Below are 11,886 nucleotides of genomic sequence, written 5' to 3' on the forward strand. Positions count from 1 at the left end.
ACCAGTGCATTACACACGATCCTTGCGATCGAGCCACGTGATCACGGCATCGGCAAAGGCCTCGGGGCGCTCGAGCGGAATCAGATGGCCCGAATGCGGGACGACGAAACCGCGCGCGTTCGGAATCGTGCCGCTCAGGATTTCGAAATGCGCGTCGGACATGATGCCGTCCTCTTCGCCGCGCAGGACGAGCGTGGGCTGGACAATGCCAGCAAGCATCGGCGTGCTGTCCGGCCGCGCCATGATCGCGCTCTGCTGCCGTAAGAACGCCTCCGGCCCCACCGCACGCGCCATCTCGCGTACGGCTGCGGCGATATCGCCATCGCGCGCCTCCCTGCCGAGGAGCAGCGGAATACGCTCCTCGGCGACCGCGTCGAATTCGCCTCTCTCCACCATCGCCGAATAGCCGGCGCGGCGCCGTGTCTGCGCGTCGCTGTCCGCTTCCGGCAGCGTGCTGGTGAGGACAAGGTGCCGGATTCTTTCGGGTGCCTCGCGGAGAGCCGCGAAGGCGATGAATCCGCCCATGCCCAGCGCCACGAGATCGAATCGTTCCGGCGCATCGGCGAGCAACCGCTCCGCCATCCCTCCGATCGTTTCGTCCCGGGTCACGTCGGCGCAATGAACCGGCCCGCGCGTCTCGAACGCCGGACGCACCGCGCGCCACAGTTCGGCCGTGAGCAGCTGGCTATGCACCAGCACCAGCGGCAGCGCCTCAGCAGACACGGTGCAGCAGCGGTTCGCCGTCGCGCACGCGCCGGCAATTTTCGAAGGCGACGCCCATGCTCCGCTCGAGCGTCTCGGGAGTCAGCCAGGCAATATGGGGTGCAACGACGACATTGGGCAGTGTCAGCAGGGGATCGCCGGCCTCGACCGGCTCTCGCGCGAACACGTCGAGCCCCGCGCCGCCGAGCCGGCCCTCGACCAGCGCCTCGGTCAGCGCCGGCTGGTCGACCAGCCCGCCGCGCGCCGTGTTGATGAGGACCGCCCCGGGCTTCATCCGCGCGAGCATCTCGGCATCGAACATCCGCTCGGTTTCCGCGGTCAGCGGGATATGGAGCGACACGATATCGGACCGTTCGACGAGTTCGGACAGATCGACCTGCCGCTGATCGCCTTCCCGGTCCTCACGAGCCGCGAAGATCACCTCGGCGCCCATTGCCTCGAGGATCGGTGCGAGCCTTTGCGGAATCTCGCCGAATCCCACGAGGCCCACGGTGCGCCCCGCCACCTCTCCGATGCCATCCATCTGCTCGGGATCGGGGGACCAGCCATCGCCGGCACGGGTCAACGGATCGAGATAAGTCAGCCGCCGCAAGACGCCGAGCATCAGCGCCAGCGTCATTTCCGCCACGGCCCGGCTGTTGGTGCCGGGCATGTTGGCGACCGCAACGTTCGTCGATCGGGCCGCGTCGAGGTCGATGGTGTTCACGCCCACACCGATTTTCTGGATCAGCTTGAGCTCGGGTGCGGCGGCGATCATGTCCGCCGTCACCGGTTCGAGAACGTGCAGCAACACAGCGGTGTCCGGCAATTCCTCCGAAAAACTCTCGGTATGGTCCTCATCCACGATCGCCACCTCTAGCCAATCGGGCGCGGCACGTTCGATTGCCGCCCGAAAGCCTGGACTCGCCCGATAGTGGAGCAGCGCCTTCATCGCCGCAGCGCCGCCGCCACCGATGCCGGCAGCCCATCGGCACCGGCAAAACGGGCCTCGCCGCCCATCGCCTCTTCGATCCGCAACAGCTCGTTCCATTTCGCCATCCGCTCGGAGCGGGCGAAGGAGCCGACCTTGATCTGCCCCGCGTCCCAGCCCGTCGCGAGATGCGCGATCGACAGATCCTCGGTCTCGCCCGAGCGCGCCGAAACAATCGTCGCCCAGCCGCGCGCGCGTGCGGCATCGAAGGCGGCCTTCGCCTCGCTGACGGTGCCGGCCTGGTTGACCTTGACGAGCAGCGCGTTGCAGGCGCCGGCCGCCGCTGCCGTGGCGACGCGATCGGCGCTCGTGACGAGGATGTCGTCGCCGATCAGCTGCACCGACGCGCCGAGCCGCTGCGTCGCCTGCGCCATGTGCGGCAGATCGTCCTGGCCGACCGGATCCTCGATCGAGAGGATTGGATAGCGTTCGGCCCAGTCGACGACGCGATCGACCATCGCCGCGCCGTCGAGCCGCGCATCGTCGAGCGGCAGCAGATAACCATCGCCGTTGCGCAGCTCGTTGGCGGCGATATCGAGCGAGATGAAGACGTCCTCGCCGGGTTCGTGCCCCGACCGGTCGATCGCGCGGACGAGCATGTCGAGCGCCTGTTCGTTGCTGTCGAAATTGGGCCACCAGCCGCCCTCGTCAGCGGTGCCGGCAAGCAGCCCCGCTTCCTCCATCAGCGCGCCCGCCTCGTGATAGACGTCGGCGGTGATCTCGAGCGCGCGGCGAACCGAACCGGCGCGCGGCGCCATCACCATGAAATCCTGCACGTCGGTGCGCCGCCCGGCATGCGCGCCGCCGCCGAAAATCTGGATCTCGGGCATCGGCAATCGCACGGGGCGGTCGCCGGCAAGGTAGCGCCAGAGCGGGAGCCCCTCGGCAGCGGCCGCGGCCCAGGCGACCGCGAGCGAGAGCGCGACGGTGGCGTTGCCGCCGCAGCGCGCCTTGTTCGGCGTGCCGTCGGCCTCTGAAATCCCCGCGTCGATTGCCGCCTGGTCGAGGGCATCGGCGCCGAGCAGCACCGGGGCGAGGATCGTGCGCACGGCCTCGACCGCGCTGTCGACGCCCTTGCCGCCGAAGCGTTCGCCGCCGTCGCGAAGGTCGATCGCCTCATGATCGCCGCGCGATGCGCCGGCGGGAGCCGCGGCGCGGCCCTGCCCGCCGCCGGCGAGCGTAACATCGACCTCGACCGTCGGCCGGCCGCGCGAATCCCAGATCTGCCGCGCGGCGATGTTCGTGATTTCGGTCTTCATGCAGTCTCCTCGGTGATCGTCCATGCCGCCAGCTGCGCGTCGAGGCTCGCGGGCGGCGCATCGAGCATGGCAAGCGCCGCCGCGCGGACATCGGCCCGCGCGGGCTCATTCAGATATTCGGCCGGCGATTTGCCGTCGACGCGCGCCAGCAACAGCGCCGAAACGAGATCGACGGTGCGCGCCTCGCGCGCCGGGTCGTCGCCCGCGACCGCCGCATGGCCCGATGCGAAACGGCGCGCCGCCGCGACGAGATCGGTCGCGCTATCGGGCCGCGCCCGCGCCTTGAGCAGCAAGTGGGTAAGGCAGAAGGCGGCGTCGAAGGCCGGGTCGCCCCAGGTCGCGCACTCGGCGTCGAGAATCACCGGCCCCTCATCGGTGACGAGGATGTTCTTCGGGCTGAAATCGCCATGAATCAGCGCGCCAGCGCTTTGGCGAGTCAGATCTGCGATCGCGCGCAGCCGATCGGCGTGCGCCGGATGCCGATCGGCGCAGTACAGGATGAAGGGGGCGATCCGGAGATCCTCGAACAGGTCGGCATTGGCGAAGCGCGAGGCGATGGCGAGGTCGCCGGCGGTTTCGGCGTGCATCCGACCCAGCACGCGGCCCAGCGCTTCGGCGAATCCGGGATCGACGCGGCCGGCCATGAGCTCGGCCTTCCAGACGGGCGCATCGGCGACGAAGCGCATGACGAAGCAGTTCGCCTCACGATCCTCGAAAACGAGCGCGGGCGCGGGCACGCCGATCCGCGCCGCGGTGTCGATCCATTGCGCCTCGACATGCGCCCGGCGCGGCGAGGCGAACCAGTCCGCCTCGACCCGCAACTTGGGAAGCGCGCATTTGACGCAATAGTCGCCCGAATCGAGCGCGACGCGGAACACGTCGCACGAGACCCCGCCGGCGAGCGGTTCGAGGACGATCTCCTCGTCCGGACTCGCCAGCCCCTGCGTCCGCAACGCCGCTTCGAGCCTCGGCCGATCGAGCATCCTTCCTCCCATGCTTAGCATTCTAACTTTATCGTCGCACCAGCCGCGGGACAAGGTTGCGCCAAAATAATTAGTATTCTAGGCGTTTTTGAAATCACGCGGCACACAGCCCGGAGGAGAGGAGAGCATATGATCGCGATTATCGCCACCCTGACCGTCAAGGACGGCGCCGCCGACGAGGTCGCCGCGGCGCTCAACAAGGCCGCGCCGGCCTGCCGTTCGGATGCCGAGCCCGGTTGCCATTATTACCAGCCGACGCAGCTTGCCGACGATCCCAATGTGTTCAAGGTGTTCGAGGTCTATGAGGACCAGGCCGCGCTCGCCGCGCACCGCGAGACCGCGCATTTCCAGCCGCTCGCCGAACTGTTCGGTAAACATCTCGCCAAGGCGCCCGAGATCGACCTGCTCAAGCCGCTCGACTGAGCCCAACACACCAGACAGGAGACGGCACATGCTCGACGAAAGCCACGTCCTCGACAAGGTGGAGCGTCGCTTCATCGGTTTCCCCTCGCCCACCGCGCCGCGGATCCAGGCCGGCGGCCATCCGTGCCAGGGCATCTACTGGACGCCCAAGGGCAACCCCAATCCCAAGGTCGCGCTGATCGCGACCCATTATAATGTCGATTTCACCGAACATTATATCGCCCCCTATTTCGCCGCGCGCGGCTACGGCTTTCTCGGCTGGAACACACGCTATCGCGGGTTCGAGGATTTGTTCGCGCTCGAACATGCGCTGATCGATATCGGCGTCGGCGTCGACTGGCTGCGCGAGCAGGGCGTCGAGACGCTCGTCATCCTCGGCAATTCGGGCGGCGGATCGCTGATGGGCGCCTATCAGGCCGAGGCGATCGCACCGACGCTCGACAAGGATATGGAAGGGCCCGGCGCCGAGGTTATCACAAATCTCGGAAAGGCCGACCTTTATATCGCGCTCAATGCGCACCAGGGCCGGCCCGAAGTGCTGACCGCGTGGATGGATGCCTCTGTGGTCGACGAGTGGGACCCGGTGCAAACCGACGAATCGCTCAACCCCTTCAACCCCGACAACGGCCCGCCCTATTCGGACGAATTCATCGCCCGCTATCGCAAGGCGCAGCGCGCGCGGAACCAGAAGATCACCGACTGGGCCAAGGCCGAGCTGAAGCGCGTCAACGACGCCGGCATTCCCGATCGACTCTTCCCGCTCTTCCGATGCTGGGGCGATCTTCGCTTCATGGATCCCGCGATCGACCCGTCCGAGCGCAAGCCGCAGCATTGCTATCGCGGTTATCCGCCCCAGGCGAACAAGTCGCCGAGCATCGGCCGGTTCAACATGCTGAAGGCGTGGCTGTCGATGTGGAGCCTGGAAACCTCGAAATGCCAGGGCGGCGGGCAGCTCGCCAAGTTCGATAACCCGTCGCTCGTGGTGCAGGGGCTCGGCGATGCCGGCGTCTTCCCGAGCGATGCGCAGGCGCTCTACGATTTCCTCGGCTGCGAGGACAAGCAGCTCGAGATGGTCAAGGGTCAGCATTATTTCGAGGATTCGGTCGAGGAGCGCGACGCCGTCGCCGATCTGATGGCCGATTGGATCGCCGAACGGGCCTGACGCCCGCGGCCGAAAAGGAGAGATATCATGCCGAGGCTGAGACAGGTTTCGCGCGCCGAAGCCGATGAGAGCGTGCTTCCCTATTACGACCGGCTGTTCGGCGATCGCGACCCGGTCGCCGAGCCGGGCACGGCCACCGGCACGCCGGGCGACTGGTGGACGACCTATGCGCTCTCCCCGCATGTCTTCGAGCATGCGGTGTCGCATTTCGGCATGTTCGGCATGTTTTCGAACGAGAATGTCTCGACGCTGCCCGGCGACGTGCGCGAGCTCGGCATCCTGCGCGCCGGCTACGTCGCGGGCAGTCAGTTCGTCTTCTCGCAGCATTGCAAGGCGGCGCGGAAGAACGGGCTCTCCGAAGAGAAGATACGCGACGTGACCGACTGGCAGGTGTCGGACGTCTATGACGAGAACGAGCGCGCGCTGCTCGCTTATGCCGATGCGATCGTGCTCGAGCGCGGCCGCGTGTCCGACGGGCTGTTCGCGGCGGTGAAGAAGGCGCTGTCGGACGAGAACATCCTCGAATTCACCTATCACGTCATCGGCTATGTCGGCCATGCGACGATGTGCCGCGCGCTGAAGCTCGAATACGACAATGTCGAGGAGCGGATCCGCGAGGTGCCGGCGCCCGATGGCGGCGGTCTCGCGGCCGACTGGGCGGGCAGCGCCTGGAACCAGGACTGACGGGCGAACACAAATGAAAGCGCTGATCCAGGATTATCCGCTGACGATCGACCGGCTGTTCGATCACGCCGCCAAATGGCACGCCGATCGCGAGGTCGTCACCCGCCGCAACAATGGCGAGATCGTCCGATCGACCTATGGCGAGCTCCATGCGCGTGCGAAGAAGATGTCGAACGCGCTGATCGACGAAGGGGTCGTGGCGGGCGACCGCGTGGCGACGATGGCCTGGAACGGCTCGCGCCATTTCGAAACCTGCTACGGCACGGTCGGCATCGGCGCGATCCATCACACGCTCAATGCGCGGCTGTTTCCCGAGCAGATCGTCTATATCATCAACCATGCCGAAGACCGGATGATCCTTGCCGATCCGGCTTGCGCCGAGCTGCTCGCGGACATCCTGCCGCAGACGCCGAGCGTCGAGAAGGTGATCTTCCTGACCGACGCCGCGGGGATGCCCGACAACGGTTACGACGCGAGCGATTACGAGAGCTGGATCGCCGATCGGAGCGAGGAATGCGCCTGGGGCGACTTCGACGAGCATAGCGCGGCGGGGCTTTGCTATACGAGCGGCACGACGGGCAATCCCAAGGGCGTGCTCTATGGCCACCGCTCCAACTATATCCACGCGATGCAGACGCTGCAGCCCGACGCGCTCAACCTGGCGAAGCGCGACACGGTGCTGCTCGTCGTGCCGATGTACCATGCCAATGCCTGGGGCGTGATCTACTCGGCGCCGCTGGTCGGCGCGAAGCTCGTGCTGCCGGGGCAGCGGCTCGACGGCGAATCGCTGTACGAATTGATCGAACAGGAAGGCGTCACCTATTCGGCCGCCGTGCCGACCGTCTGGCAGATGCTGCTCGATTATCTGCAGGAAAGCGGCAACACCTTCACGACGCTCGAACGCGTGACGGTGGGCGGCGCCGCCTGCCCCGAATCGCTGATCCGCGTCTTCGGCGAGCAATATGGCGTCGACGTGATCCAGGGCTGGGGGATGACCGAAACGTCGCCGCTGGCGACGCTCGCCGCGCCGGGGCCCGAACTGTACGGCAAGAGCCTCGACGAGCAGATGGGCTTCAAGCTGAAGCAGGGCCGCCTTATCACCAATATCGACCTCAAGATCGTCGACGACGAGGGCAACCGCCTGCCGAACGACGGGCAGACGCCGGGCAAGCTGATGATCAAGGGGCCGACGATCGCGTCGGGCTATTACGGCATGGACGGGGACGCGCTCGACGCCGAAGGTTTTTTCGATACCGGCGACGTCGCGACGCTGACGCCCGACGGCGTCATGCAGATCACCGACCGCGCCAAGGACGTCATCAAGTCGGGCGGCGAATGGATCAGCTCGATCGATATCGAGAATATCGCCGTCGGCCACCCCAAGGCGCATCTCGCCGCCGTGATCGGCGTCACCCACCCGAAATGGGACGAGCGCCCCGTGCTGCTCGTCGAGCTCAAGCCCGGGGTCGAGGCCGAGCCGCAGGAATTCCTCGATTTCCTCGAAGGCAAGATCGCGCGCTGGTGGATGCCCGACGCGGTCGTCTTCGTCGACGAGGTGCCGCTCGGCGCGACGGGCAAGATCGACAAGAAGCTGATCCGCGACCGGCTGCCCGATTACGACCTGCCGCCGCCCGCCGTCATTTCCGGGCCGCGGGAGTAGCACCGCAACGCCGATCATTCGAAAGGGAGAGACTATGGATATCGCGGGAAAGAACGCGCTCGTCACCGGCGCGGCAAGCGGCATCGGACGCGCCACGTGCGAGGCCTTTGCGGACAAGGGCGCCGCGCATATCCATCTCGTCGACGTCAATGCCGAGGGGCTCGAGGAGACCGCCCGGCTGTGCCGCGACAAGGGCACCGAGTGCACGGTCCATGTCTGCAATGTCGGCGATCTCGCCGCACTCGAAGCCACCTTCGCCGATGCCAATGCGGCAACCCCGCTCGACATCGTCTACAACAATGCGGGCATCGTCACCGGCGCGCCGCTGTTTCCCGACGGCCCGGTCTCGCGGATCGAGGCGATGACCGACATCAACATCAACGCGGTCTTTGCCGGAACCCGCTTTGCCATCGACCATATGAAGGGGCGCGGCGGGGTCGTGGTGAACACCGGCTCGACCTCGTACAACAGCACCACCTTCCCCGACATCCTCTACATCGCGACCAAGGCCGCAGTCTTCGGCTTCACCGCAGCCTGCGCGCAGCTCGAGCAGAGCCATGGCGTGCGCGTGTGCAGCGTGCTTCCCGGGCTCGTCGACACGCCGATCGTCAACACGACCGGCGATGGCGGCAAGGCCGACTGGATGGAGCGCATCCTGCGCGACAACGAGGCGCTGCCGCCCTCGGCGCTGGCCGCAGGCGTCGTCGGGCTGGTCGAGGACGATGCGTGCGCCGGCGAGAACCGCGTCGTGCGCGCCGGCGAGTAGCGCCGATGTTCTTCGAATATCGCTGGTACGAATGCGCGCCCGGCCGGCTCGCCGAGGAAATCGACCGGATGGAGGAGGTCGCGATCGCCGGCTGGAAGGGCGGCGAGGAAAGCGTCTTCGACAGATACGGCATCCCGCGCCCGATCGGCGCCTGGTCGTCGGTCGCCGGACGGCGCAAGCCGGTCTTCGGCTATATCCTGCAATGGGACAGCTTCGCGCAGCGCGACACCGCCTTTCCCGCCTTCTGGACCGGGCCCGAATGGGCCGAGGTCCGCGAACGGACCAATGCGGGCTTCACACTGGTCGATCATTTCGACAATTGGGTGATCGGCCCCAATGCGGCCTGGGACCGGTCGGGCGGGTGCGAGGGCGAGCCGATCGGCGGGCTGCACGAGATGCGGATCCACCATTGTATGGCCGGCGACGGCCATCACGTCACCGCCTATCTCGCCGAGATCGAGCACCGGCAGATGGAGGTGATGGGCGGGCGCGTAATCGGCGTGTTCGACGTCAAGATCGGCCCCGACATCCCCGCGATCATCAGCTTCATCGGCTGGCCCGACTATGAAACGCAGCAGGCCGCGGCGCGGCGCCTCGAGCTCGAGCCGCGGGTGCGCGAGCGGCGGCGGCAATGGCGCGAGGAACTCGGCGATTCGCCGATCCGCCATGTCGAACAGACGCTGCTCAAGCCGCTCGACTATGGCAAGCCGCTGCCCAATTTCGGTCTCGCCGCCGAGGGAGTCGCGGCATGAGCGGCTTCGACGATTATTACGAGCTGCGCATCTATCGCGGCACGCCGGGCCGCATGGCCGATCTCCACCACCGGTTCGGCTTCGAGGCGCGGCCGCTGTTCGACAAGCACGGCGCCACCCGGCCGCTCGGCTATTGGGAAGGCCATGCCGGGCCGTTCGCGCCGGCCTATGTCTATCTGCATCGCTGGGACAGCCTCGATCAACGGTTCGAGGCGTTCGGCAAATTCTACGCCGACCCCGACTGGAATGCGCAGCGAATCGCGAGCAACGCGGGCGAGCACATGATCGACCGCGCCGACATCATGTTCCTGCGCCCCTCCCCCGCCTGGGACGCGCATCGCCCCGAGGGCGAGCCCGAACCCGTCGGCGGATTGCACGAGCTCTGCTTCCTGCCCCTGAACACGCAGGACGCGGCCGAGGGACAGCGCGTTTTCGGCGAGATCGACCTGCCCTTCCTCGCATCGCGCGGCGCCGAGGTGCTCGGCGTGTTCCAGGTCTGGTTCGGCTGGACGACGCCGCAGCTCGTCTATTTCCTTGCCTGGGACAGTTTCGACGCGCGCGATGCGGCGATGAGCGCCTATCAGCGCGACCCCGATATTGGCCACCAGCGGTTGCACGAACGCCAGACCTATGGCGGGCCGCTGCATTTCGCGGGCGACACGATGCTGCTCGAGCCGGCGCACTACGGGACGCCGGTCAGCGGCCTTGCGGGGCCTGCGGTCAAGACGGGCTGAGACGCGAATCGACCCTCTGCGTCATTGCGAGCGGAGCGAAGCAATCCAGAGCCAAGCAGGACAACGCTTGTGGCCCTGGATTGCCGCGTCGCCTTCGGCTCCTCGCAATGACGGTTCGGACGAGCAGCCCTAGCCCACGGTCCGGTCGCGGCCCTCCCAATAGGTCGCGCGCAGTTCGCGCCGCAGGATCTTGCCCGAGGGGTTGCGCGGCAGCGCATCGATGATGTCGACCGATTTGGGGGCCTTGAACCCGGCGATCCGCTCCTTCGTCCAGGCAATGACGCTGTCGGGATCGACCGGATCGCCGGCGCAGACGACGATCGCCTTGACCTCCTCGCCCCAGCGATCGGACGGCACGCCGATCACCGCGACCTCGACGACGCCGGGGCAGCCCGAAATCGCGTTCTCGACTTCGGCCGGATAGACGTTTTCGCCGCCGGTCACGATCATGTCCTTGATCCGGTCATGGACGTAGAAATAGCCGTCGGCGTCGCGAAAGCCCGCATCGCCGGTGTGCAGCCAGCCGCCCTCGAGCGCATCGGCGCTCGCCTCTTCGCGCTTCCAGTATCCGGGCGTCACCATCGCACCGCGCAGCACGATCTCTCCGACTTCGCCGACATCGGCCTCGCTGCCGTCGTCGCGCTGCACCTGGGCTTCCATGCCGGGCCAGGCCTTGCCGCATGACCGCAATAGATCGGGCTGGTGCTGGCTCGGCGCGAGATAGGTGCCCGCGCCCGCGCTCTCGGTCATCCCGTAATATTGCACGAACTGGCAGCGCATCGTCTCCTGCGCGCGGCGCAGCAGCGCTTCGGGGATCGGCGATGCGCCGTAGCTGACGGTGCGGAGGCTCGAAAAATCGGCATCGCCGGCGCCCGGCGCATCGAGCAGCATCTGGATCAGCGTCGGCGCAAGGAATATCTGCGCAACCCGCTCCTCGCCGATCCTGCGCAGGACGCTCGCCGGATCGAAGGCGGGTTCGATGATCGTGCGGCAGCCATGCGCCAGCGCGGCAAGCGACACGTTCGTCCCCGCAACATGGAACATCGGCATGACGATCAGCGCGGTTTCGCTGGCGTCGTAATCGAACCCCTCGACCTGCGGGCTGTATTTGAGGAACGCCTCGTAATTGGCGTTGGTCAGGCGCACGCCCTTGGGCAGCCCGGTCGTGCCGCTGGTGTAAAGCTGGAAGATGTCGTCTTCGGGCCGCTGCGCGAGCGGCTCTGAGGGTGCGGCGTCGTCATTGCCGAGCCGGTCATGATCGGGATGCGAGAAGCCGATCGTGACGATGCGGACCGGGCTTTCCATTTCCGCCACCGCAGCCTTCGCCAACGCCAGTTGATCCTCGGTCACGAGCAGCAGCGAGGCTTCGCTGTCGTCCAGGATGAATGCCAGTTCGGCCGGCGCGAGACGCAAGTTCAGAGGCGCGAAACATGCGCGCAGCCCCACTGTGGCGAAAAAGGCCTCGAACCAGTGCAGGCCGCCCGCACCAAGCCACGCGACGCGGTCCCCCTCTCCAATGCCGACAGCCTTCAGGGCGGTAATCGTCCGGCGCGTGCGATCGGCGAGTTGCGCGAAGGTCCAGCGCCGGTCGCCGCTTTCGAGCCCCGGCCTGTCGCCCCGCAGTTCCTCCTGTGCATAGGGAATATCCCCGAAAAAGCGGATCCTGGAATGATCGATCACCAACGTCTCTCCTGTGACAAGGGCGTCCGTTTTACGTCGCCCGTTTGTGTGTGTCGAAGCGCATTGCATCGCACTTGACCAGCGCCTAAG

General features: G+C 66.7%; 12 protein-coding genes. 7 read left to right on the forward strand and 5 right to left on the reverse strand.

The features are described from left to right. Positions 1-9: 9 nt before the first annotated feature. From Q0139_RS03515 to Q0139_RS03530, 4 genes are read right to left on the reverse strand one after another with little or no spacing between them, the layout of a single operon-like run. A complete protein-coding gene (locus tag Q0139_RS03515; RefSeq protein WP_298017386.1) occupies positions 10-723 on the reverse strand; it encodes an alpha/beta hydrolase in 714 nt (237 codons plus the stop codon). Next, positions 713-1,654 (reverse strand): 2-hydroxyacid dehydrogenase, encoded by a 942-nt coding sequence (locus Q0139_RS03520; RefSeq protein WP_298017389.1) that lies wholly within the window; start codon positions 1,652-1,654, stop codon positions 713-715. Before Q0139_RS03520 ends, Q0139_RS03515 begins: the two co-directional genes overlap by 11 nt. Continuing rightward, entirely contained in the window at positions 1,651-2,952 is a 1,302-nt protein-coding gene (eno, locus tag Q0139_RS03525) for a phosphopyruvate hydratase (RefSeq protein WP_298017391.1), read from the reverse strand. The genes Q0139_RS03520 and eno overlap by 4 nt, the downstream gene beginning before the upstream one ends. Then, a complete protein-coding gene (locus Q0139_RS03530; RefSeq protein WP_298017393.1) occupies positions 2,949-3,935 on the reverse strand; it encodes an aminoglycoside phosphotransferase family protein in 987 nt (328 codons plus the stop codon). The genes eno and Q0139_RS03530 overlap by 4 nt, the downstream gene beginning before the upstream one ends. Before the next feature lie 129 nt (positions 3,936-4,064). On the opposite strand from Q0139_RS03530, the gene Q0139_RS03535 reads away from it, so the two are divergent. Genes Q0139_RS03535 through Q0139_RS03565 form a run of 7 tightly spaced genes read left to right on the forward strand, consistent with a single transcriptional unit; the run spans position 4,065 to position 10,116 of the window. Next, a complete protein-coding gene (locus tag Q0139_RS03535) occupies positions 4,065-4,358 on the forward strand; it encodes a putative quinol monooxygenase (protein WP_298017396.1) in 294 nt (97 codons plus the stop codon). A gap of 28 nt (positions 4,359-4,386) precedes the next feature. Beyond that, entirely contained in the window at positions 4,387-5,520 is a 1,134-nt protein-coding gene (locus Q0139_RS03540) for an alpha/beta hydrolase (RefSeq protein ID WP_298017399.1), read from the forward strand. A gap of 27 nt (positions 5,521-5,547) precedes the next feature. After that, on the forward strand, positions 5,548-6,204 hold the full coding sequence (locus tag Q0139_RS03545; protein WP_298017401.1) for a carboxymuconolactone decarboxylase family protein: 657 nt from the start codon (positions 5,548-5,550) through the stop codon (positions 6,202-6,204). Positions 6,205-6,217: 13 nt separating this feature from the next. Continuing rightward, a complete protein-coding gene (locus Q0139_RS03550) occupies positions 6,218-7,864 on the forward strand; it encodes a long-chain-fatty-acid--CoA ligase (protein ID WP_298017404.1) in 1,647 nt (548 codons plus the stop codon). Positions 7,865-7,898: 34 nt separating this feature from the next. Continuing rightward, entirely contained in the window at positions 7,899-8,630 is a 732-nt protein-coding gene (locus Q0139_RS03555) for an SDR family NAD(P)-dependent oxidoreductase (RefSeq protein WP_298017407.1), read from the forward strand. Positions 8,631-8,635: 5 nt separating this feature from the next. Continuing rightward, positions 8,636-9,382, forward strand: coding sequence for an NIPSNAP family protein (locus Q0139_RS03560; RefSeq protein WP_298017410.1), 747 nt, complete (start codon positions 8,636-8,638; stop codon positions 9,380-9,382). Next, positions 9,379-10,116, forward strand: coding sequence for an NIPSNAP family protein (locus Q0139_RS03565; protein ID WP_298017414.1), 738 nt, complete (start codon positions 9,379-9,381; stop codon positions 10,114-10,116). Before Q0139_RS03560 ends, Q0139_RS03565 begins: the two co-directional genes overlap by 4 nt. 129 nt (positions 10,117-10,245) lie before the next feature. Here the strand turns inward: Q0139_RS03565 and Q0139_RS03570 are convergent, their stop codons facing one another. After that, positions 10,246-11,796 carry a long-chain-fatty-acid--CoA ligase gene (locus Q0139_RS03570; RefSeq protein WP_298017417.1) on the reverse strand — a complete coding sequence of 517 codons (1,551 nt, stop codon included), beginning with the start codon at positions 11,794-11,796 and terminating at the stop codon, positions 10,246-10,248. Positions 11,797-11,886: the final 90 nt, after the last annotated feature.

The sequence above is a fragment of the uncultured Parasphingopyxis sp. genome (assembly GCF_937129435.1).
GTDB lineage: Bacteria > Pseudomonadota > Alphaproteobacteria > Sphingomonadales > Sphingomonadaceae > Parasphingopyxis.

Excerpts from the sequence above, each read along its gene's own strand:
- Q0139_RS03565 (WP_298017414.1), top strand. The coding sequence starts at position 9,379 with ATGAGCGGCTTCGACGATTATTACGAGCTGCGCATCTATCGCGGCACG.
- Q0139_RS03550 (WP_298017404.1), top strand. The coding sequence starts at position 6,218 with ATGAAAGCGCTGATCCAGGATTATCCGCTGACGATCGACCGGCTGTTC.
- Q0139_RS03540 (WP_298017399.1), top strand. The coding sequence starts at position 4,387 with ATGCTCGACGAAAGCCACGTCCTCGACAAGGTGGAGCGTCGCTTCATC.
- Q0139_RS03530 (WP_298017393.1), bottom strand. The coding sequence starts at position 3,935 with ATGCTCGATCGGCCGAGGCTCGAAGCGGCGTTGCGGACGCAGGGGCTG.
- Q0139_RS03560 (WP_298017410.1), top strand. The coding sequence starts at position 8,636 with ATGTTCTTCGAATATCGCTGGTACGAATGCGCGCCCGGCCGGCTCGCC.
- Q0139_RS03520 (WP_298017389.1), bottom strand. The coding sequence starts at position 1,654 with ATGAAGGCGCTGCTCCACTATCGGGCGAGTCCAGGCTTTCGGGCGGCA.
- Q0139_RS03535 (WP_298017396.1), top strand. The coding sequence starts at position 4,065 with ATGATCGCGATTATCGCCACCCTGACCGTCAAGGACGGCGCCGCCGAC.
- Q0139_RS03555 (WP_298017407.1), top strand. The coding sequence starts at position 7,899 with ATGGATATCGCGGGAAAGAACGCGCTCGTCACCGGCGCGGCAAGCGGC.
- Q0139_RS03545 (WP_298017401.1), top strand. The coding sequence starts at position 5,548 with ATGCCGAGGCTGAGACAGGTTTCGCGCGCCGAAGCCGATGAGAGCGTG.
- eno (WP_298017391.1), bottom strand. The coding sequence starts at position 2,952 with ATGAAGACCGAAATCACGAACATCGCCGCGCGGCAGATCTGGGATTCG.